Origin of the sequence: Providencia stuartii, from assembly GCF_029277985.1 — a bacterium.
Classification (GTDB): domain Bacteria; phylum Pseudomonadota; class Gammaproteobacteria; order Enterobacterales; family Enterobacteriaceae; genus Providencia; species Providencia zhejiangensis.
The window spans coordinates 899,554-922,478 of sequence record NZ_CP119546.1; the positions used below are offsets into that span (position 1 = coordinate 899,554).

21 protein-coding genes and 1 other RNA gene are annotated in these 22,925 nt (G+C 40.0%); 15 read left to right on the top strand and 7 right to left on the bottom strand.

The features are described from left to right. The first annotated feature begins 494 nt into the window (after positions 1–494). The 7 genes from clpP to P2E05_RS03860 all read left to right on the top strand — a co-directional run bounded on the left by clpP (position 495) and on the right by P2E05_RS03860 (position 8,834). Positions 495–1,115 (top strand): ATP-dependent Clp endopeptidase proteolytic subunit ClpP, encoded by a 621-nt coding sequence (clpP, locus tag P2E05_RS03830; protein WP_154622407.1) that lies wholly within the window; start codon positions 495–497, stop codon positions 1,113–1,115. 111 nt (positions 1,116–1,226) lie between these two features. Then, positions 1,227–2,504: an ATP-dependent protease ATP-binding subunit ClpX gene (gene clpX, locus P2E05_RS03835; RefSeq protein ID WP_154622406.1), complete on the top strand. Its 1,278-nt coding sequence runs from the start codon at positions 1,227–1,229 to the stop codon at positions 2,502–2,504. A 207-nt stretch (positions 2,505–2,711) separates the two neighbouring features. Further along, entirely contained in the window at positions 2,712–5,156 is a 2,445-nt protein-coding gene (gene lon, locus P2E05_RS03840; RefSeq protein WP_154622405.1) for an endopeptidase La, read from the top strand. 212 nt (positions 5,157–5,368) lie between these two features. Beyond that, positions 5,369–5,644: a nucleoid-associated protein HU-beta gene (gene hupB / locus P2E05_RS03845; RefSeq protein ID WP_196713809.1), complete on the top strand. Its 276-nt coding sequence runs from the start codon at positions 5,369–5,371 to the stop codon at positions 5,642–5,644. Between the two features lie 174 nt (positions 5,645–5,818). Further along, positions 5,819–7,687, top strand: coding sequence for a peptidylprolyl isomerase (ppiD, locus tag P2E05_RS03850; protein WP_154622403.1), 1,869 nt, complete (start codon positions 5,819–5,821; stop codon positions 7,685–7,687). A gap of 147 nt (positions 7,688–7,834) precedes the next feature. Beyond that, positions 7,835–8,197: a ComEA family DNA-binding protein gene (locus tag P2E05_RS03855; protein ID WP_276123011.1), complete on the top strand. Its 363-nt coding sequence runs from the start codon at positions 7,835–7,837 to the stop codon at positions 8,195–8,197. A gap of 205 nt (positions 8,198–8,402) precedes the next feature. Continuing rightward, complete coding sequence (locus P2E05_RS03860) at positions 8,403–8,834, top strand: acyl-CoA thioesterase (RefSeq protein ID WP_154622401.1); 432 nt, start codon at positions 8,403–8,405, stop codon at positions 8,832–8,834. Positions 8,835–8,890: 56 nt separating this feature from the next. On the opposite strand, the gene queC is transcribed toward P2E05_RS03860, so the two are convergent. Further along, the gene (queC, locus tag P2E05_RS03865) at positions 8,891–9,589 is read right to left on the bottom strand and encodes a 7-cyano-7-deazaguanine synthase QueC (protein ID WP_154622400.1); all 699 of its coding nucleotides are present in this window, start codon (positions 9,587–9,589) and stop codon (positions 8,891–8,893) included. Between the two features lie 206 nt (positions 9,590–9,795). Between queC and P2E05_RS03870 the strand changes: the two genes are divergently transcribed. The 5 genes from P2E05_RS03870 to amtB all read left to right on the top strand — a co-directional run bounded on the left by P2E05_RS03870 (position 9,796) and on the right by amtB (position 15,696). Further along, the gene (locus tag P2E05_RS03870; protein ID WP_163860717.1) at positions 9,796–10,257 is read left to right on the top strand and encodes an Lrp/AsnC family transcriptional regulator; all 462 of its coding nucleotides are present in this window, start codon (positions 9,796–9,798) and stop codon (positions 10,255–10,257) included. Between the two features lie 88 nt (positions 10,258–10,345). Beyond that, positions 10,346–12,091, top strand: a complete 1,746-nt coding sequence (locus tag P2E05_RS03875) for a SmdA family multidrug ABC transporter permease/ATP-binding protein (RefSeq protein WP_276123012.1) — start codon at positions 10,346–10,348, stop codon at positions 12,089–12,091. Further along, complete coding sequence (locus P2E05_RS03880; protein ID WP_276123013.1) at positions 12,088–13,872, top strand: SmdB family multidrug efflux ABC transporter permease/ATP-binding protein; 1,785 nt, start codon at positions 12,088–12,090, stop codon at positions 13,870–13,872. The genes P2E05_RS03875 and P2E05_RS03880 overlap by 4 nt, the downstream gene beginning before the upstream one ends. Before the next feature lie 191 nt (positions 13,873–14,063). Next, entirely contained in the window at positions 14,064–14,402 is a 339-nt protein-coding gene (locus P2E05_RS03885; RefSeq protein ID WP_154622397.1) for a P-II family nitrogen regulator, read from the top strand. Between the two features lie 10 nt (positions 14,403–14,412). Further along, positions 14,413–15,696: an ammonium transporter AmtB gene (gene amtB, locus P2E05_RS03890; RefSeq protein WP_276123014.1), complete on the top strand. Its 1,284-nt coding sequence runs from the start codon at positions 14,413–14,415 to the stop codon at positions 15,694–15,696. A 227-nt stretch (positions 15,697–15,923) separates the two neighbouring features. Here the strand turns inward: amtB and tesB are convergent, their stop codons facing one another. Next, positions 15,924–16,790, bottom strand: a complete 867-nt coding sequence (tesB, locus tag P2E05_RS03895; protein ID WP_276123015.1) for an acyl-CoA thioesterase II — start codon at positions 16,788–16,790, stop codon at positions 15,924–15,926. 324 nt (positions 16,791–17,114) lie between these two features. Between tesB and P2E05_RS03900 the strand changes: the two genes are divergently transcribed. Then, positions 17,115–17,573, top strand: a complete 459-nt coding sequence (locus P2E05_RS03900) for a YbaY family lipoprotein (RefSeq protein WP_196713815.1) — start codon at positions 17,115–17,117, stop codon at positions 17,571–17,573. Positions 17,574–17,710: 137 nt separating this feature from the next. Beyond that, positions 17,711–17,807, top strand: an RNA gene (gene ffs, locus P2E05_RS03905) — signal recognition particle sRNA small type. Positions 17,808–18,183: 376 nt separating this feature from the next. Here the strand turns inward: ffs and P2E05_RS03910 are convergent. The 4 genes from P2E05_RS03910 to gloB all read right to left on the bottom strand — a co-directional run bounded on the left by P2E05_RS03910 (position 18,184) and on the right by gloB (position 21,573). Then, entirely contained in the window at positions 18,184–18,387 is a 204-nt protein-coding gene (locus P2E05_RS03910) for an HHA domain-containing protein (RefSeq protein WP_004927064.1), read from the bottom strand. 78 nt (positions 18,388–18,465) lie between these two features. Further along, entirely contained in the window at positions 18,466–18,834 is a 369-nt protein-coding gene (gene tomB, locus P2E05_RS03915) for an Hha toxicity modulator TomB (RefSeq protein WP_154635730.1), read from the bottom strand. Positions 18,835–19,401: 567 nt separating this feature from the next. Next, a complete protein-coding gene (gene mltD / locus P2E05_RS03920; RefSeq protein WP_154624041.1) occupies positions 19,402–20,739 on the bottom strand; it encodes a murein transglycosylase D in 1,338 nt (445 codons plus the stop codon). 78 nt (positions 20,740–20,817) lie between these two features. Then, the gene (gene gloB, locus P2E05_RS03925) at positions 20,818–21,573 is read right to left on the bottom strand and encodes a hydroxyacylglutathione hydrolase (RefSeq protein ID WP_154624042.1); all 756 of its coding nucleotides are present in this window, start codon (positions 21,571–21,573) and stop codon (positions 20,818–20,820) included. Between the two features lie 39 nt (positions 21,574–21,612). On the opposite strand from gloB, the gene P2E05_RS03930 reads away from it, so the two are divergent. Then, positions 21,613–22,338 (top strand): class I SAM-dependent methyltransferase, encoded by a 726-nt coding sequence (locus P2E05_RS03930; RefSeq protein ID WP_154624043.1) that lies wholly within the window; start codon positions 21,613–21,615, stop codon positions 22,336–22,338. A 66-nt stretch (positions 22,339–22,404) separates the two neighbouring features. Here the strand turns inward: P2E05_RS03930 and rnhA are convergent, their stop codons facing one another. Next, positions 22,405–22,875: a ribonuclease HI gene (gene rnhA / locus P2E05_RS03935; protein WP_154624044.1), complete on the bottom strand. Its 471-nt coding sequence runs from the start codon at positions 22,873–22,875 to the stop codon at positions 22,405–22,407. Positions 22,876–22,925 lie beyond the last annotated feature (50 nt).

A 22,925-nucleotide genomic window follows, 5' to 3' on the forward strand; every position in this document is an offset into this window, starting at 1 on the left:
TGATATCGGCGTCATCTCTCAGATTAGGTTGATAGCGTGGTACGCTTATGTTCAAGGTATACCGTGATTTTTGTTCCTCGAGCACCTGAGTATCTACCTTAATATCGAGCTAATTTTTAGAGGACAAGCGAAGATAGTCTTGAAAATAACATTTTCGCCCTAATTTTATTATAAATGTTGCTGTATATTCTAATTATATCGGCTGTTAGGCTGGGTGAATCTTACAGAACAAATCCGTGAATCCTTACAGACTTGTGTTAAACTATTTTACAGTGAGTCTTGTTTTCTACAGCATAATTCATCTCATTAATGCACACTTCTTTGAGGGTCTTTAGGCTAAACACAAAGAAATAATCAAATGAGATAGCAGTGAAAATATGTGAGATAGATAATTTTTAAAGACAAACTGTTTGTTTGCTGCTTAGAATGCGTAAAAGTCGAACAAACAGCAAATTTAGGCGCAAGCACCAGAAAGTTTTTAATAGGAGATTTCGATGTCATATTTTGGCGGTCAGGAAAATCTAGCATCCCAAATGGCACTCGTGCCAATGGTCATTGAGCAGACCTCTCGGGGTGAACGTTCATACGATATTTATTCACGTCTGTTAAAAGAACGTATTATCTTCCTGACAGGTCAGGTGGAAGATCATATGGCGAACTTAATTGTCGCACAGATGCTATTTTTGGAAGCAGAAAATCCAGAAAAAGATATCCAGCTTTACATCAACTCCCCAGGTGGCGTGATTACAGCAGGTATGTCCATCTATGACACAATGCAATTTATTAAACCTGATGTTAGTACGATCTGTATGGGACAAGCTTGTTCTATGGGATCATTCTTGCTAGCTGCGGGGACTAAAGGTAAACGCTTCTGCCTACCAAATTCTCGCGTGATGATCCACCAACCACTCGGTGGTTATCAAGGACAAGCGACCGATATCGAAATTCACGCTCAGGAAATTCTGAAAGTGAAAGCGCGCATGAATGAGTTAATGGCATTGCACACTGGTAAGCCTGTCGAAGAAATCAATCGTGACACAGAGCGCGATCGTTTCTTGTCTGCAAATGAAGCTAAAGAGTATGGTTTGGTTGACCATATTTATACTAGCCGTTAATTAACTAAGGTTTATACATACTTAATTAATATCAAAGAAATTTATTCCTCCGTTTTATCGCGCAAGATAGTGAATAAACGGGGGAAAATTGACGATAAGTGAGGTCAACTGATGACAGATAAGCGCAAAGAGGGGTCAGGTAAACTGTTGTACTGCTCTTTCTGCGGAAAAAGTCAGCATGAAGTCCGCAAGCTGATTGCCGGTCCGTCAGTCTATATTTGTGATGAATGTGTCGATTTATGCCTCGATATCATCCGTGAAGAGATCAAAGAACTGGCTCCTCATCGTGAGCGTAGTGCATTACCTACCCCACATGAGATCAGAGAGCATCTTGATGATTATGTGATAGGTCAAGAACAGGCGAAAAAAGTATTGGCTGTCGCCGTCTATAATCACTACAAGCGATTACGGAATGGTGATACAACCAGCGAAGGTGTTGAGCTTGGTAAAAGTAACATTTTGCTGATTGGTCCAACAGGCAGCGGTAAAACATTGCTGGCTGAAACCCTTGCTCGTTACTTGGATGTGCCTTTCACGATGGCAGATGCCACCACCTTAACCGAAGCGGGTTATGTTGGTGAAGATGTTGAAAACATCATCCAAAAATTACTGCAAAAATGTGACTACGATGTAGAAAAAGCGCAACGTGGTATTGTTTATATCGATGAAATTGACAAAATTTCACGTAAATCTGATAACCCTTCAATTACCCGTGATGTTTCAGGTGAAGGGGTACAACAAGCGTTGTTGAAACTGATTGAAGGGACAATTGCAGCCGTTCCACCTCAAGGTGGTCGTAAGCATCCTCAGCAAGAGTTCTTACAGGTTGATACCTCTAAGATCTTATTTATCTGTGGAGGTGCTTTTGCGGGGCTCGATAAAGTGATCGGTCAGCGTTTAAATACGCGTTCAGGTATTGGTTTTGCTGCTGAGGTTAAAGGTGAATCCGAGAAAATTACTGAAGGTGAATTGTTAGCACAAACAGAGCCTGAAGATCTGATCAAATTTGGTTTGATCCCTGAGTTTATCGGTCGTTTGCCAGTGGTGGCAACTTTAACGGAATTGAGTGAAGAGGCGCTTATTCAGATCCTTCAAGAACCCAAAAATGCGCTAACTAAACAGTACCAAGCGCTATTTAGCCTTGAAGGGACAGAATTAGAGTTCCGTGAAGAAGCGTTAAAAGCGATTGCTAAAAAAGCAATGGCTCGTAAAACGGGGGCTCGTGGTTTACGTTCTATTGTTGAAGCGGCATTGCTAAATACAATGTATGACCTGCCTTCTATGGATAATGTAGAAAAAGTCGTTGTTGATGAAAATGTCATTAATGAACAATCAGAACCATTACTGATCTACAGCAAACCTGATGCTCAAGCCTCCGGTGATAATTAACGCCTAGGATTTAGCAACGACAAGTTATGAGTGAAATGAGGGTTCCTCCCTCATTTCATTTTTATCTTCAAGTACCCATTGAATGCTAAAATCTTATCCCCATATAGTTTATATTCTGAGTGTGGTTTCTTTGCTTTTTAAATACACTTTTTTAAGCAATAGTTGGAAACCCTTAAACTAGCGCAAGCTAAACGAAGAGAGAGCTTTATGAATCCTGAGCGTTCCGAACGCATTGAAATACCTGTATTGCCTCTGCGTGATGTAGTGGTGTACCCACATATGGTGATCCCACTGTTTGTTGGACGTGAAAAATCCATTCACAGTCTGGAAGCAGCGATGGATCATGACAAGCAAGTAATGCTGGTAGCCCAAAAAGAGGCCTCAACTGATGAGCCTGGGGTTAATGATTTATTTTCTGTTGGTACCGTAGCTTCAGTTATTCAAATGCTGAAATTGCCCGATGGGACAGTTAAAGTATTAGTTGAAGGCTTAAGAAGAGCGCGTATAAGCAGCTTAACTGACAATGGCGAGTATTTCTTAGCACAAGCAGAATATTTGCAGCCTGAAGCTGTGAAACAAGCTGAAGATGCAGATGATTTTTACAATGAAGATAGCGCTCAAGCTAAAGTCGCAGAACTTCTTGATGAAAAAGAGCAAGAGGTTCTTTATCGCACTATTGTCAATCAGTTCGAAAGCTATATTAAACTGAATAAAAAAATTCCACCTGAAGTTTTGACATCGCTGCATTCGATTGAACAAGATCAACTCGATAAATTAGCGGATACCATAGCGTCTCATATGCCACTTAAATTGGCAGATAAACAACGTGTGTTAGAGATGGCGAATGTTGCTGAGCGTGTTGAATTCCTGATGGCCATGATGGAATCTGAAACTGAGCTGTTGCAAGTTGAGAAACGCATCCGTAACCGTGTCAAAAAGCAGATGGAAAAAAGCCAACGCGAATATTATTTGAATGAGCAAATGAAAGCGATTCAAAAAGAGCTTGGTGAAATGGATGATGCGCCCGATGAATACGAAGCGCTGAAACGCAAAATTGAAGAAGCAAAAATGCCAAAAGAGGCTCATGAGAAAGCTGAAGCAGAATTGCAAAAGCTAAAAATGATGTCTCCAATGTCAGCAGAAGCCACAGTAGTGCGTAGCTACATTGATTGGATGGTTCAGGTACCATGGCATGCTCGTAGCAAAGTGAAAAAAGACCTTGTTAAGGCGCAAGAAGTACTAGATACAGACCATTATGGCCTAGAGCGTGTTAAGGAACGTATCCTAGAGTATCTGGCGGTACAAAGCCGTGTCAGTAAGATTAAAGGCCCAATCCTATGTTTGGTTGGACCACCAGGGGTAGGTAAAACCTCACTTGGTCAATCTATCGCAAAAGCAACAGGCCGTCAGTACACTCGCATGGCATTAGGTGGCGTACGTGATGAAGCGGAAATTCGTGGTCACCGCCGTACCTATATCGGTTCTATGCCGGGTAAACTGATCCAGAAAATGGCAAAAGTTGGAGTGAAAAACCCGCTGTTCCTGTTAGATGAGATTGATAAAATGTCTTCTGACATGCGAGGTGATCCTGCTTCTGCATTACTCGAGGTGTTAGATCCTGAGCAAAACGTCGCATTTAACGATCATTATTTGGAAGTTGATTACGATCTTTCTGATGTGATGTTTGTGGCTACGTCTAACTCGATGAATATTCCTGCGCCATTGCTCGATCGTATGGAAGTTATTCGTCTGTCTGGCTATACAGAAGATGAGAAATTAAATATCGCTAAGCAGCATTTGCTGCCGAAGCAAATCCAACGCAACGCATTGAAAAAGAATGAGCTAACGATTGATGATAGTGCACTCATTGGCATTATCCGTTACTACACTCGTGAAGCGGGTGTCCGTGGTTTAGAGCGTGAAATTTCGAAACTGTGTCGTAAAGCGGTTAAGTCCTTATTAATGGATAAGAAGCTGAAACATATCGAAATTAATGCTGATAACCTGAAGGATTTCTTAGGTGTTCGTAAGTTTGATTATGGTCAAGCCGATACGGAAAACCGTGTAGGTCAAGTCACCGGATTGGCGTGGACCGAGGTCGGCGGTGACTTGTTAACGATTGAGACAGCTTGTGTACCTGGTAAAGGTAAGCTCACTTATACTGGTTCATTAGGTGAAGTGATGCAAGAATCTATTCAAGCTGCGTTGACTGTTGTTCGAGCTCGAGCAGAAAAACTGGGCATCAATAGCGATTTCTATGAGAAACGCGATATTCATGTTCACGTACCTGAAGGTGCGACACCGAAAGATGGCCCAAGTGCAGGTATTGCTATGTCAACGGCCTTAGTTTCCTGCTTAACAGGTAATCCTGTTAAAGCGGATGTCGCAATGACAGGTGAAATTACGCTAAGAGGTCTTGTATTACCAATTGGTGGACTGAAAGAAAAATTACTTGCAGCACATCGTGGTGGTATTAAAACGGTATTAATTCCATTTGAGAACAAACGTGATTTGGAAGAAATTCCAGAAAATGTGATTGCTGATTTGGAAATTCACCCTGTTAAAACTATTGAGGAAGTCCTCTCTTTGGCATTAGCGAACCCGCCATTTGGTGTGGAAATCGTAAAAAATAAGTCAAAAAGAGTGAGCTGAATCAAGAAGTTTGCATAAAAGTATGGCTGATAACCTATTTAGGGGTTGTCAGCCTTTTTTTTCGTCGCTAATTTAACGATGATTCTGATAATTATTTGGATGTAATCTGTTCTCTTGCCATTGGCATTCAGGATTGATATAACGGCTGCATCATTAATTAGCTTAATAGCCTAATTAAGATCATAGTCAAAACTAATATGGGGATGATAAGAGTGAATAAGTCTCAACTGATTGATCAAATCGCTTCTGAAGCGAATATTTCTAAAGCTGCAGCTGGCCGTGTTGTTGATGCGTTTGTTGCATCAGTCACTAGTTCACTGAGCAAAGGTGATGATGTTGCTTTAGTTGGCTTTGGTACATTCACCGTTCGTGAACGTGCCGCTCGCACAGGACGTAACCCACAAACAGGTAAAGAGATTAAGATCGCTGCGGCGAAAGTACCTGCTTTCCGTCCGGGTAAAGGTTTAAAAGACGCAGTTAATAGCTAATTCAGTTTTATTTTGGGATTGTTTTATTTTTTTTCAAAACACTCACTGACTGAAAATTATTAATCAGCTAATATAGAGGCGCATCATGGAAATGGTGCGCTTTTTTTTCAATCTGAGTTAAGATTAGCGTATTATTAGGAAATTGAATTTAACAAAGCGGAGTTAAGCCTTTTTATGATGGACAATCTACGCACGAAGGTGAACAGTCCTTTTATCAAACTGATACTGGCTATCATTATCCTGTCATTCGTGCTGACAGGGGTTGCTGGTTACATGATTGGCGGTACAAGTAATGATGCTGCTGAAGTAAATGGGCAGCCAATTAGCAGGGAGCAACTACAACAGGCTTTCGCACAAGAGCGTCAATCTTTACAAGAATATTTGGGAGATAAGTTTTCTGAAGTTGCGGGTAATGAAGAAAGCATGAAATTATTACGCCGACAAGCTTTGGATAACTTGATTAATAACGAATTAATCAATCAGTACGCTAATGAGTTAAATCTGTCAGCGAGTGATGCTCAGATAGAAAGAGCCATTTTTGCTATGTCGATTTTCCAAACGAATGGGAAATTTGATAGTGAAAAATACCGTAATATTTTAAGCCAGTACAATGTCAATGCGGATAATTTCGCGGCGCAAATTCGTACTGACTTAGTGCGTGCTCAATTGGCTAAGGCATTTACTGGTAGTGACTTTGCTTTACCTTCAGAAGTGAAAAATTACGCTGAATTATTTTTGCAAGAACGTGAAATTCGTACAGCGACCCTGTCATTAGCTGATATTGAAGCTAAACAGACTGCGACTGAAGATGAATTAAAAGATTACTACAATGCGAATCAGAACAGTTTTATCTCTCCTGAAAAAGTTCAGGTCAGCTATGTTGAGATTGATGCCGCTTCTCTACCTGAACTGACCGTTTCTGATGCAGAAATAAAAACTTATTATGATCAAAATCTGAAAAATTATACTCAGGCTCAGCAAAACCACTACAGTATGATTCAGGTTGCTTCAGAGAAAGAAGCGAATGAAATCCTTGATCAGCTAAAAGCGGGGGCGCAATTCGACGTGTTAGCCTCTGAGAAATCAACGGATAAGTTTAGTGCCGGCAATAAAGGTGTGATCGGGTGGATGGAAGAAGCCTCAACACCCGCTGAGATTGCGAATGCGAAATTAACTGAGAAAGGGCAACTTTCTGCGCCGATCAAGTCTGGCTCAAACTTTGTTATCTTCCGTTTAGATGATATTAAGCCTGAAAGCACGAAACCTTTCGATGAAGTCAAAGATTCGATTAAGACGACGTTAACGCAAGATAAAAATGTTAAACAGTTTTATGACTTGCAACAAAAAGTCAGTGAAGCAGCGACGAATGACAATGAGTCTTTAGCGTCAGTAGAAGAGGTATCAGGCTTAAAAGTGGTAACCACCGACTGGTTTGATAAAAATAATCCACCGGCCGCTTTAAACTTCCCTAAAGTCATTAACGAAATATTTAGTGAGCGTTTAGTGGATAAAAATGGTTCAACGGGGATTAACTCGGATGTGATTAATGTTGAAGGTGACCGTGCGTTTGTCGTCCGTGTTACCCAATATAAGCCGGAACAAACTGAATCATTCGAAACCGTTAAATCTCAAATCGAAGCATTAGTTAAACGTAAAAAAGCAGATGCTGAGCTGAAAGCAGAAGGCGATAAATTAGTCGCTGCACTGAAAGAAGGTAAAGGCGAGGCTGCATTGAGCGCTGCTAATGTTAAGTTTACTGCTCCTGAAACCGTTTCTCGTATGATGCCTCAAACACCAATTATTGGTGCAGCAATGGCGATGGCGAAACCAAGCGAAGGTAAGGTGACTTATACGACGGCTCGAGATGCACAAGATAACTTAGTCATTATTCAGCTTGATAAAGTGATCCCAGGTAAAGCGTCTGATGAAGAGCTAGCCCAACTGACCAAAGAGTACCAAGGTATGATGGGCAGTGCGGTAAATGAAGCGTTGATGCTTAACTTGCGTGAGAAAGCCAAAGTTGAAGTATTGAACCTCGAGTAATTTGAGACGCTGTTCGCAATTACAATTGTAATTGAATCTATCTTAAGGCCACCTTTGGGTGGCCTTTCTTATTTCTGTTAAGCGAAAACAGCGTTTGTCTTTTGATTTTGGCATTGTGCTATCTCAATTTAAAACAGGAGAAAGCCAATGACATGGATGAAATCTATAAAGCAGTCACTAGGGAGTATCGTCGTCATTTCCTCGATGTTGATGTGTTCACACGCAGTATTAGCTAAAAAAATCGAGCCTGATAAGACGATGACAAACAAACATTTTCAAGAAGAAAAAACATTACCAGCGGGTGTCGATGACATCGCCCAAGTTAATATTAATCAGGCTAGTGCAGAAGAATTAGCAAAAAAGCTTCATGGTATTGGTATACAAAAGGCAAAGGCAATTGTTGAGTATAGAAATACATATGGGGCATTTAATACTATTGAAAATATTTTAGAGGTGCGTGGAATAGGGCCTGCATTTTTAGAAAAAAACCGAAGTAAATTGACCTTATAACAAGTGGAGTGCTCACATTAATATGTGAGCACTTCATACCGTGAAATGGGTGATATGAATCATGTTTATGAACAGGCTCTTTTTGTATTACTCATATTTTGTTAAATAAATAATTTGATGTGTATCACATAAAATAGATTATTTCAGCAAGAGCCATAATTATTTGTTATGTTTTTGTAAACAGAGGCAACTGGTCGGAGTAGTTATGGCAACGCAAATTAAAGTTAGAGGTTACCACATTGATGTTTTCCAGCATGTTAATAATGCACGCTATCTTGAGTTCTATGAGTCAGATCGTTGGGCTTGGATGGAGCAACATGATTTCATTGGATGGGCCCTGAAGAAAAAGCTGACAATGGCTGCGGTTAATATCAATGTGAACTATTTTCATGGTGCAGTCATTGGTGATGAATTAGTCGTGACTACACGTATTGAGAAAATTGGTGCTAGAAGTGCGGTATGTTATCAGCAAATAATTCGTGAACGACAAGGAAAGAAAGAGGTTGTTTCTGATGCAATGGTGACTTTTGTATTTATTGATTTATCGTTAAATAAAGCCATTAGTATTGATGGTGAGTTACTCGAAAAACTTGAATTGTTGTCACAAGCTAACGCTGAAGCGTTTGTTGACGCTTAACGCATTCAAGGGGGCCGGAAAGAGTACTCTTTTCTAGCCCCCTTATATTCAGGTAACTAGATGAGTTTAGTCATTTTTTTGAGTGAAGATAACACAGTTTCTTTATCGCTCAAGTAGTCGTTTAAGCCCTTACTGCGAAGATGGCATGCAGCGCACTCTCCACAGCCGTCTCCTTGTATGCCGTTATAGCAAGTCAGAGTTTCTTGTCGTATTGTGTCTAAATGACCATAAAAATCAGCTAAAGCCCAAGTTTGCGCTTTATTTAACCACATCAACGGTGTTTCAAAACGAATGTCTTTCGCCAGTCCTAGATTGACGGCATGATTAAGTGCGGTGACAAATTCATCTCGACAGTCAGGGTAGCCCGAGAAGTCCGTTTCACAAACCCCGGTGATAACGGCTTCCGCTTGCACTTGGTAGGCATAGATGGCAGCTAGCGTTAAAAAAAGAATATTTCGCCCCGGAACAAATGTACTGGGTAACCCGCTAGACTCACTTTCTTGATAGTCAGGCACTGGAATATTATCACGAGTTAGACTGCTCACTGCGAGTTCATTGAGGAGAGTGACATCAAGCACCTTGTGTGCAGTTGCTCCAAGTGAATGGCTGAGCTTTTGGGCCACTTCAATCTCAAAGCGATGACGTTGCCCATAATCAAAAGTGACACAATGGACTTCATCATAAGTTTTTAACGCTTGGATGAGGCAAGTCGTCGAGTCTTGACCACCACTGAAGACAACAACAGCGCGTTTCATAAATATTCCTCTTACTCCAACAAAAATGAATATACAGGTTGCTATAGCGCCATGTTAATGGTGCTAGCCTTTGATGGATAGCGGTATTTTTGTCTTTTAACACAGATTGATAAATTATTTATGCTGTTGTCAGTCTATTTAGGTAAAATAATTCTATTATATAGCCGTAACCGTGACATTTTTTTATAAATATTAAGAGAGCAAATATGTTAGATAAGATAGATAAAAAGTTACTTCGCTTGCTGCAAAATGACAGCAGTCTATCTTTGAATGCACTTGCAGAAGCGGTGAATTTAACATCAACACCTTGTTGGAAAAGGCTAAAACGCTTAGAAGATGAGGGATATATTCGGAGTAAAGTCACGTTACTCGACGGCGAAAAGTTAGGCTTGGGCTTAACCGTTATCGTGATGATCAAAACTCAGCATCACAACAGCGAGTGGTATGAGCAATTTGTTTCTTTTGTTAGTCAGCTTCCAGAGGTACTTATGTTTTATCGCATGGCTGGGGAGTATGACTATCTTATGCAAGTTGAAGTCAAAGATATGAAATCCTATGACTTATTTTATAAAAAGTTAGTTAATGGTGTTCATGGGCTTATTGATGTAACCTCTAGTTTTGCAATGGAAAAAATCAAGTATACTACGGTGTTACCTATCCCTGATTAATGGTATTACGCCTATTTTTCTTAAGCATTTGCACCATTAGGATGCCACACCATGGCAAATATTAAATCTTATTCAAGGCAGTAATTCAGTGCGATTATTTTCACAACTTGGCTGGTATTTTTTGAGTGAATGGCGACGCTATATTGGTGCGGTTTGCTTTTTAATCATTATAGCTATCTTACAGCTTGTTCCACCGCGACTTGTGGGTATCGTTGTGGATGGGATTAGCAATCAAACCATGGCTACAACTCAGTTAGTGTCGTATGTGGCATTGATGTTATTCATTGCTGTTGTTGTATACGGTCTTCGTTATGTCTGGCGTATTTGGTTATTTGGTGCGTCTTATAAGCTAGCGGTGCAATTACGACAAAAATTTTACCGTCAATTAAGCCTACAAAATCAATCTTTCTATCAAAGATACCGAACAGGAGATTTGATTGCTCGAACCACTAATGATGTTGACCGAGTGGTATTTGCTGCGGGTGAAGGAGTGCTCACATTTGTTGACTCATTAGTTATGGGCTGTGCTGTATTGGTCATGATGAGCGTGGAAATTAGTTGGCAACTAACATTATTAGCATTGATTCCAATGCCTATTATGGCGTTAGTGATTAAACGTTATGGTGATCAATTACATCATCGATTTAAACATGCTCAAGGTGCATTCTCTTCATTAAATAATCATGCACAAGAGAGCTTAACCAGCATTCGCATGATAAAGGCTTTTGGCCTTGAGGATCATCAATCAAATCAGTTCGAACAAGTCGCGACTGAGGCGGGTCGACGCAATATGCATGTCGCTAGAGTTGATGCCCGTTTTGACCCGACGATTTTTATTGCTATCGGTATGGCAAACCTCTTGGCTATCGCTGGGGGGAGTTGGATGGTGCTGCATGACACGCTGACTCTCGGTGAACTCACTAGCTTTGTCATGTATTTGGGATTAATGATTTGGCCTATGCTAGCGTTGGCATGGATGTTTAACATCGTTGAACGTGGTAGCGCAGCCTATAGCCGTATCCGTGCTTTACTGGATGAACCTATAGACATTGAAGATGGTCAGCAATCTCTTCTAGGCGAAAGAGGAGAATTACAGGCGCATATTAAGGCGTTTTGTTATCCAGAAGCGGAACGGGTCGCGCTTCATGATATTCATTTCACACTCCCACCCGGTCAGTTTTTGGGAATTTGCGGACCAACAGGTTCAGGCAAATCAACACTACTTGCATTAATTCAGCGTCAATTCGATGTGACTGAAGGGGAAATCCACTACCAAGGTAAGCCGCTGCCTGAGATTCGCTTAAATGAATGGCGAAGTCGATTAGCTGTTGTGAATCAATCTCCTTTTTTATTTTCTGATACTGTGGCAGGGAATATCGCATTAGGTAGTCCACAAGCAACAATAGAGCAAATTGAGGAAGCGGCACGTATTGCTTGCGTGCATGATGATATCCTGAGGTTACCGGAAGGTTACCAAACACAGGTTGGTGAGCGAGGCGTTATGTTGTCTGGGGGACAAAAACAGCGGCTCTCGATTGCACGAGCTATTTTGCAAAATGCAGAAATTTTAATTTTAGATGATGCTCTCTCGGCTGTTGATGGGCAGACGGAACATGCTATTTTACAAAACTTGAGCCGTTGGCGTGAAGGCAAGACATTGATTATTACTGCACATCGTCTATCTGCATTAGTTGAGGCTGATAATATTTTAGTCTTGTCCCAAGGAAGTATTGTGTCTGAAGGTATTCATTCAACACTCACTGTTCAACCGGGTTGGTATAAAGATATGTATCATTATCAACAAATTGAAGCGGCTTTGGATGGTGATTTATGAGTCAGAAAAAACCACTATGGCCAGCCTTAAAACGTCTACTAAGCTATGGAAAAGCGCATCGTAGTACGATGACATTGGCTATTATCATGCTATGGGTTGCTGCGGCCGCCGAAGTGAGTGGACCTTTGTTGATTAGTTATTTCATTGACAACATGGTTGCCAAGAAACAAATCATTATGCCACTCACAATATATCTAGCGGTTGGCTTTGTGCTATTGCAGGTTATTGCAGCACTTCTTCATTATTATCAAACTATCTTATTCAATAAATCAGCGGTAGGTGTTGTACAGACTTTACGTACCGATGTTATGAATTCGGCGTTAAGACAACCGTTGAGTGCTTTTGATAAACAGCCTGTAGGACAAATTATTTCTCGCGTGACTAATGACACAGAGGTCATTAAAGATCTATTTGTGACCGTCGTACCCACTGTGTTTCGTAGCTTAGCGCTAATTTGTGCCATGTTAGTTGCTATGTTTACTCTGGAATGGCGTATGGCTTTGGTCGCCATTATGATCTTTCCTGCGATAGTGGTCGTGATGCTTATCTATCAAAAATTGAGTACACCCATTGTCCGTCGAGTGCGTTCTTATCTTGCCGATATTAATAATGGATTTAATGAAGTGATTAATGGCATGACGGTTATTCAGCAATTTCGCCAACAAGCTCGATTTGGTGAGAAAATGCTTGAAGCAAGCCAAGATCACTATCTCGCGAGAATGAAAGCACTAAAACTCGATGGGGTGTTATTGCGTCCCCTATTAAGTTTAATTTCCGCGTCAGTGCTTTGCGGATTGCTACTTTTATTCGGTTTTGATGGTACAGCGACCATTGGGGTGGGGGTGCTCTATGCCTTTATCAACTACCTTGGCCGCTTAAATGAGCCATTAATTGAGCTGACTTCCCAGCAATCGATGTTGCAGCAAGCTGTGGTCTCAGGGGAACGCGTATTTGAGTTAATGGATAGCCCGAAACAAGGTTATGGCGAGAATGTACAGCCATTACAGGGAGGGGCTATCGATATTCAAGATTTATCATTTGCTTACCGCGAAGATAAAAAAGTCTTAACAGATATTAATCTTCATGTGCCTGAGAATAGCTTTGTTGCGCTTGTTGGGCATACAGGAAGCGGTAAAAGTACCATCGCAAACCTAATTATGGGGTATTACCCTTGGCAACAAGGTGAAATCCTACTCGATGGTAGACCGTTACACTCTCTATCTCACCAAGTTTTACGTAATGGCATCGCAATGGTGCAACAAGATCCGGTCGTACTCGCGGCTTCCTTCTTTGATAATGTTGCGTTAGGGCGTGATGTAACACAAGAAAAAGTTTGGCAAGTATTAGAAACTGTACAGCTAGCTGAGCACGTTCGTTTACTTCCTGATGGCTTGGATTCATTATTGGGTGAACAAGGAAATACACTGTCAGTTGGGCAAAGACAGCTGTTAGCCATGGCGCGAGTATTAGTGGTAACACCGAAAATACTGATCCTTGATGAGGCAACAGCGAATATTGATTCAGGAACGGAGCAGTCGATCCAAAAAGCACTGCGTATTATTCGCCAGACAACTACGCTAGTTGTTATTGCCCATCGATTATCCACGATAGTCGATGCCGATCAAATTGTTGTGCTTCATCGTGGTGCAATTGTTGAAAAAGGAAAGCACACTCAATTACTGCAACAAAAAGGGCGCTATTACCAAATGTATCAACTTCAGCAGGTTGGTGAATCGCTCAATTTACATGATGATGTTGAGCCTGAAACAATATTGAACTGATTATTTTGCACACTTTTAATGCATAAGAAAAAAGCCACTCGAGAGAGTGGCTTTTTTTTTGCCATTACTGTTTGAATTATAAGCCTAATTAATTTTGGCATGTTATTTGCCTTAAGGTTTTTGCAATCAGTGATGTTGCTATCGCGCACCTTTAGCTGAATCGGCAGGGGATCATATTATCCGGAGGGAAAATGAAATATATCATCGCAATCATTAAGCCTTTTAAGTTGGATGAAGTAAGAGAAGCGCTTTCAGATATAGGTATACAAGGTCTGACTATTACTGAAGTCCGTGGTTTTGGTCGTCAAAAGGGGCATTCTGAGCTGTATCGTGGCGCAGAATATACGGTGGATTTCTTACCTAAGGTGCGACTCGAAGTCGCTGTTTCAGATGAATTTTCAGAACAGGTCATTGAATCGATAGAAAAAGCGGCGAATACAGGCCAGGTTGGCGATGGGAAGATATTTGTATTCGACCTTGAGCAAGCCATACGTATCCGCACGAGTGAGAAACAAGACGATGCACTATAGGAGAACAGCGATGAGTAAATTGTTTCAGGTTTTATGTTGGTTATTTATAGCGAGTTTTCCTGTGAATGTGTTTGCTGCTGAGGACGGTGTAGATAAAGCCGACAATGCATTTATGATGGTTTGTACTGCATTGGTCTTATTTATGATCATTCCTGGTATCGCTTTATTTTATGGCGGATTACTGAGAAGCAAAAACGTATTGTCACTTATGGCTCAAACGATGGTTATTTTTGCTCTCGTTTCGGTCATTTGGGTGATATATGGTTATAGCTTGTCCTTTAGTGAAGGAAATGATTTTTTCGGTGGATTAAGCCAATTTATGCTTAAAGGAATTAGCGTCGAAAGCTTAGCAGCAACGATCCCACAATTTGTTCATGTGGCATTCCAAGGGGCTTTTGCCAGTTTAACGGTTGCGCTGGTGGTTGGTGCTTTAGGCGAAAGGGTTAAATTTTCAGCCATACTGATATTTGCTTTTATTTGGACAACCTTTGCTTATTTACCTATGGCTCATATGGTATGGGGCGGGGGATTACTTGCCCAAGATGGCGCACTGGATTTTGCGGGGGGAACGGTTGTTCATATTAATGCAGCAGTCGCTGGGCTTGTTGGTGCTTACTTACTTGGAAAAAGAACGGGTTTCGGAAAAGAAGCCATAAAACCCCATAACTTGCCGATGGTATTTATGGGAACGGCGATCTTATTTATTGGTTGGTTCGGTTTTAATGCTGGGTCTGCTGGAAGTGCGAATTCTATTGCAGCTTTGGCCTTTATTAATACCGTTGTAGCGGCATCCGGCGCAATTTTATCTTGGGTACTTGCGGAGTGGGTGTTTAGAGATAAACCGTCATTATTGGGGGCTTGTTCTGGCTGTTTAGCTGGATTAGTCGGCATCACACCGGCAGCCGGTACGGTTGGAATTGCTGGCGCATTGGTAATAGGCCTAATATCTGGGGTTGCTGGATTATGGGGGGTGGTCGTTTTAAAACGTTGGTTAAAAGTCGACGATGTATGTGATGTTTTTGGCGTACACGGTGTTTGTGGCGTAGTTGGTTGCTTATTAACAGGCGTATTTACCTCTGCAACATTAGGGGGGTTAGGTTATGCCGAGGGAGTGACAATGCTTAAACAAGTTGGTGTTCAGGCATTTAGCATACTAATCTGTGTGATTTGGACTGCAATTGTCGCTTATTTGGCATTTTTGATAGCGGATAAACTAACAGGTTTACGTGTTGAGGTTGAACAAGAAAGAGAGGGACTCGATATTACCTATCATGGTGAGAGTGCTTATAATTAACTTGTATTTATATGATGTTAGTTAGTACTCACATTATATATACCCAATAAGAATGGCAGATCAATAGATTCTGCCATTCAAACATGGAAAATACTCTTCTCACAATAATAATGAAGAGCTGTGACGCATGAACGAATAGGGTTTTAATATAAAAGGATAAGATAAGAGGTGAGCTTTCTATCTTACCCTATTTAGTTAGTGAGTACTTGCGTTGGTTTACCTGCCAATTAACGCGGCTTTCTTTTACGGATCACCCCTTCTTGGACCGCTGTTGCTACTAGCTCCCCACTTTGGTTATAAATTTGTCCTTTAACAAACCCACGGCCTCCAGAGGCTGAAGGACTCTCTATAGCATAGAGTAGCCAGTCATCAATTTTAAAGGGGCGGTGGTACCACATAGAATGGTCAATTGTGGCAACCTGTAAGTCTCTCTCCATAAAGCCACGGCCATGTGGTTGGAGCGTTGCGGGGAGAAAATTATAGTCAGACGCATAGCCCAATAAATAATTATGTAATGATGGAATATCAGGCAATTGCCCTTTCGCTTTAAACCAAATATAGCGAAACGGTTCCTGTGGGGGAGTGTCGAAAGGACTATAAAACTCGATTGGACGAAACTCAAAAGGGTTTGGGCGCAAAGCATACTTTTTAACAGATTCGGGTAACTGAGTAGCCAAACGCTGAATGATGTCATCTTGAGAGATTAATGTTTCTGGTGATGGGACTTCAGGCATTAAATTTTGATGGTTAAATCCATCCTCTTGGGATTGGAAAGATGCCGTCATAAAAAAGATAGGCTTACCATGTTGTATTGCACTGACTCGTCGTGTGCTAAAACTGCCGCCATCTCTTAATATCTCTACATCATAAACAATTGGGCGCTGGCTATCACCTGGGCGTAAGAAGTAGCTATGGAATGAATTAATTAAGCGATCTTCAGGAATGGTTTGTTCTGCCGCATACATGGCTTGGCCAACGACTTGCCCACCGAAAACTTGAGGTAGTCCGAGATCTTCACTTTGACCACGAAAAATACCTTCTTCAATCTTTTCCAATTCTAATAGGCTGATTAAATTTTGTAATTCTGGACTCATAGCAACCTTGAATATTGATTAATAAATATCAGATGATTGTATTTTCCCATTAATACATAAAAATAGGTAGACTGTTTTTGTGTTATCGATTTTACGTCGCAAAGTGATGAGGATAGCGGCTTGCGACTTGAAACACCTTATTGCCTAGGCTGAATATGACTTTTTTATGAAATTTATATCTTGATATGCGCAGTTACATTTTGAGATAGTATTTTATTGATAGTTATTTTTGGCTATAATCTGATCTTTGGTGGTTAAAAATTACAACTAAAATGAAATAATGTAAATATCCTCTGATAACAAATTGTTTTTTAGGCAATTATTATGAAATTAAACCTATTTATCATTAGCTTTATCGCGTTGGCTTTTTTAGGGGGGTGTGAAGGTAATAATAATAAAGCGAATGAGACAAAGTTAGGTCATCACAGTCATCCAACGAAAAAGAGTGTGGATGCGAAGGTTATCAAGGGGCAAATGGTTATCCCGCAACAAGCGGTATTGCCTGGAAATGCATTAATTACGGTGACCTTAGCTGATATTTCTATCGCTGAGTTACCTGATTTGATTTTGGCGCAAAAATATTATCAAGTAAAAGAGAAGCAATTTGTCTTTCCTTTTGAACTGAGCTACCAAAAGGATGAAGTACGTCAGAATGCACATCTTGCGCTAAGAGCTACGGTGTCTGTTGATGGTGATTTATGGTTTGTTTCAAAGGCTGAAAGTATAGTGATGAATGATGGCGTCACAAATAATATTCAATTAGTACTTGAGCCTACGAAATAATTGAGTCTATTTTTATCAAGCTTAATAGTGATTTGCTATTGTGTAATAAACCAGCACTTAACAGCGCTTTCCTTGCTATTTTAGTCATCATCAAGCATAATGCCACCTGCTTTTTAGGAAGCAATCAATGGGGGCTCTGTTGGTTCTCCCGCAACGCTAACTTGTTAACTAGGTCAGGTCCGGAAGGAAGCAGCCATGGCAGGGGATGTGTGTGCCGGGATGTCGCTGGCAGGGCTCCCACCCAATCATAAGCCGTTCACTTATCTTTCTTCCATTTATCCCTTATTATTTTTTAGTCTTATATACAACTAAAAATGATATTCATAATACAAGTGTAAGTTATGGATTATTCATTTTGGCGACGAATGGGATAGCTCGACCATTATTTATAGGGCGCTACAAATTTTTATGAATAAACATTGCACTATTGTTTAAGCATTAAAAGCTAAATCTATCTAGTGGGCAACGATTATGTTTAGATAAGTAAAGTCTATGTAGAATGGTGATATTTTTTTGTAATAATTAATAAATTAAAGTCAATACACACATTAAGCCGATAAAATAAATTACCGGCTATAACCAGTTATTATCTGAGCATATTAATAAGTAGTTATCTAACAAATTTCCAAACAGAGGCTGGAATTTTGTCATAAAGTTTATTCATAGTGAGTTCTGCAAGACGGTGATCTGCGGCTGAGTAAAATAGTTCCAGCTCGTCTTCAGAAAGCTCATACTTATTTTTTTCAATAACACGCTCAAGTGTATCGATGGTTGTGCATTTTCTTAAACGCATCAGATAATCAGTTTTGGTCATAATACCCTTTCTTTTATTGATAATTAAAAATCTTTATAACATGCTATGTTATAGTTTATTTAGTGGTGAATAATATCTTTAGGTCTTGCTTGCAGGGCATTTTAAATCATCATCAAGTACAGCGACAAGATTTTGATTCATACTCTGCCAGTCAATAATTTCACTTAACGTTATTACCGGACTACCGAATAAATCGTAAGTCTCGTCAAGATACTCTTCTACTAATGATATAACGAGATTATCTTTTGGATGTTTGATCTTATATTGCCATACAAAGGCGGCTATATGTTCAATAAGCTCATTGAGCCGTACACTTTGTGGTGAGCTTAAATCATTTATCCAATGTGTATTTGTTTTCTGTAAGCTTGAAATTGCTTCTCTATTCAAACTGTTACACAAGTATTTTAACTCTGATATATCATAATTTTTGGGTGAATATTCATCCATAATCACCTCCGCAGGCGAGACTAACCTTTGCTATGTGTATTTCTATATCAAAATAATCGAGTACAAACTAAATAACACACCTTGATAATTAACTTAAGTATTTATTAATCAATATCTTAGGTTATATAAAATTGTAAAAAATAGGTGTAGTTTTTTAGAATTATCAATAATTATATCTGTAATATTCAAATACGGGCTAGCAGCGCTAACAGTTTTCGCTGTGCTAATAATATAGCACTTTTATTACATAAGTCACCACCTGACTGGTGTTTTTTTTCAAAAATAAAAGTATCCCTAGGCCTTTTTGTGCTATTTATATCGATTAAACACAATTCTGGGGGAGTTTTATATCAGATTAGCAGTACTTTTCGTTTGTTTACAAAAAATCACGATCAATTTAACTTAAAAAGCGATCTGCAAAATAATCTTAAAATATTTTTTTAACAATATAGGTTTGGTATTAACGGCTATTGAATATGATATCAATATTGATAAGTATAATTAATTTTTGGTACTAAATAAGTAATACCTACCGATTAATCGGTAGGTACATAAAGAAAAATTATTTTATAGGTAAAGATTCAATGTAACGCCTGGCTTTAGATCTGCCATTTTGACCCCAGAATTCCAACTCATTAAATCATTGAGCTTAATTCCATGTCTTTTGGCTATACTATAATAAGAATCGCCTTTCTTTACTTTATACGTTTTGGATTTACGCTTATTTGATGCAGGTGCACTGCCTTTTATCTTAAGGGTTTGTCCTGGATAGATATTCGCCGTTTTCATCCCATTAAGTTGTTTAATACTCTTACTGGTGGTATTGAACTTTTTAGCAATACTTGCGATCGATTCTCCTTTAACAACTTTATGAGTAAAGCCATTAGTTTGTGGTGCTGATCGTTTAAGTTGGTTTTGAGCAACAGCAGTACGAATATTATTTAAAACGGCTTGGTCAGAAAGCGATAATTTAAGTTGCTCTGCTTTTGCCGTAGGCAACATAATATAATGAGGACCATTTGGTGATGTTACACCACGCTTATAACCTGAGTTATATGTTTTTAGTGATTCCTCTGAGATACCTGTTAATTCTGCTGCTTGGGTTAAGGTAATTTGTTGCCCTACATCAACCTGAGTTAATGCGCGACTTCTATTACTGCGTGGTAATTTGACTTGATATCTTTCAGGGTTTCTTAATACTTGGCTGAGCGCTAATATTTTAGGGACATACTGTTTAGTTTCTTTTGGTAAGGACAACGACCAAAAATCCGTCGGTAATCCAGCGGCTTGGTTCTTTTTGATCGCATTCAACACACATCCTTCACCACAGTTATAAGCAGCCAGTGTGAGTTCCCAATCATGGCCAAACATAATATTTAAATTTTCGAGCAAATCAAAAGCAGCCTTAGTCGATGTCACGAGATCACGACGCTCATCGACCCACTGGTCTTGTTTTAATCCGTAAGAGCGGGCAGTGATAGGAACAATTTGCCAAAGACCTGCTGCTTGTGCCGGAGAGGTTGCTTTTGGATTGAAGGAACTTTCTATAATAGGAATTAAGGCCAATTCCATTGGTAAGTTACGTGCATTGACTTCGTCTACGATCCAATACATATAAGGTTCTGCCCTTAATGTGACATCGTAGAGAAAACTTTGTTTTGTATAATAATTGCTGGCTTGTTCCCTGATGATTGAATTATCAGGTATATCCATCTTCAGCTCATCACTGATATAACCCCAAAGATCACTATCTATTGTTGAGGTTTGTCTACTTGCTGCCTGATTATGTGGAGCAACGCTTTCTATAGTGTGGTTTGCTGAAGACTTGTTCTGCTTGGTTTTTTGTGGTGAAGCTTGGCATCCGGCCAGCAGAACAATGGCGATAATCGTCGCTATTGTCTTCATTGTGTCAATATTCTTTGTTTTATGTGTAAAAGTCGAACAATAATACTTATCCGACACAAAGAAGACAATAATTAAACGTTAATAATGATCTTTTAATTGACGTAAAACGGTAAAAACGGCCCTAAGTGGTGGGTTTGCTTGATTTATATTTAACTTGTTTTGCAGCTCGGCATTATCGCACTGTAGAAAAATATTTATTTTTCGTTCAGTTTTGAGTGTGGTTGGCACAGTAGCTTGCTGTTTACTGCGTTTAGCTGCGACTTCTTCTTGGTATTGGCTAATTTGTTGGTTTTCAGGCCAAATATGATGCGCAAACTTAAGGTTAGATTGGGTGTATTCATGTGCACAACAGATGAGTGTTTCATCGGGCAGGGCGGCTATTTTTTGGATTGATTGATACATTTGCTCTGGTGTACCTTCAAATATTCTGCCACAGCCACCTGAGAACAAGGTATCCCCACAAAAGAGATAAGGAGCGTGATAAAAAGCAATATGACCAAGTGTATGTCCCGGTAGACCGATAATTTTAAAATCAAAATTATCGATTTTGACACTATCACCATCACTGACTAATTCTGTCGCTCCTTTTACTTGCGTTTCTTGGGGACCAAAAACAGGAAGATCACGAAATACTTTCAGAATACCTTTTACACCGCCAGTATGGTCATTATGATGATGGGTGAGTAAGATAGCGATAGGAGTCAACTTTTTTGCTGACAATATTTCGAGGACGGGTTCTGACTCTGAGGGGTCAACAATGATACACTGTTGATTAGCATCCGTAAGAATCCAAATGTAGTTATCGTTTAAAGCAGGAACTCGTATTAACTCCATAATGACCTCTACTCTATATTGTGATTAAGGGGAATTTCGATGAAGCCAGCGCGTATTGAAAAAAAACGCCAGATGCCTGTAAGTTGGTCTGATATCCCATTCGGGAGGCAATACCGCCAAGCCCTACAATATCAGCTTCGTCCTTGGTGGCCAAAAATGTTTGGCTTTCATTTGCTTAAGTTAGGACATCTAAGCACTGAGATCGATACTGAAGAGTGCATGATATCGCATCAGTTTAGTGTAGGGAATGATGACCCTCGTTTCCATGTTCTTGCAGAATCCCAAGCTCTTCCTTTTATTAATAAATCTATTGATGCATGCTTAATGTCACATGTATTGGCCTATAGCCATGACCCTCACTGGATGCTACGTGAAGTGGATCGCCTATTAGTTGATGATGGTTGGTTAATTATTTCAGGCTTTAATCCATTTAGCTTATTAGGCCTTGGGAAAATGGTGCCATTTCTTCGTAAACAACAGCCTTATTGTAGTCGTCTATTTCCAACGTTAAGGGTATTCGATTGGCTTAGTCTATTAAATTATGAAGTGCTTTATCATTGTAATTGTCAGGTATTTCCGTGGCACAGCCCTAACAATTGGTTGAATCAACGTATTGGGGGGATTGGGACATTGAATGTGATTGTGGCACGAAAGCGTACTTATCCATTAACGCCAACATTACTAAAATTTAAACAGCCCAAAGTGAAAATAAGTACCGCATTAGGTGCCACAAAACGTATGTCGGATCGCTCAAAGAACTCATAGCATGCAAAAGAATATAATGTATGCGCTGAGCTGTATTTCGTCCAAATAATATAGGCGAGTTAACATTTAACTTTGAGCTGGTTGGTAACCTGTATCTTCTTGAGTTGGTGACTCTGCTGCTTGTCGAGCGAGCTCATCACATTTTTCATTTTCAGGATGGCCTGCATGGCCTTTTACCCAACGCCAGTCGATCTTATGGCGAGTGATAGCCGCATCTAGGCGTTTCCAAAGGTCTACATTGACGACAGGAGATTTATCTGCTTTACGCCATTGACGCCGTTTCCAATTATGTATCCACTGAGTAATCCCTTGGCGAACATATTGGCTATCGGTGGTTAAAATGATATCGCATGGGCGTTTTAAAGATTCGAGGGCGACAATAGCAGCCAGTAGCTCCATACGGTTATTCGTCGTTAAAAAAAAGCCTTCACTGAGCGTTTTTTCATGTTGTTGGTAACGAAGAAGAACACCATACCCCCCTGGGCCTGGATTACCCAGACAAGAACCATCCGTGAAAATTTCTACCTGCTTTGTCATTTCTGTTAAACTCTACCTTATTCATCAATCTCTAGTTTGACACAAAAACC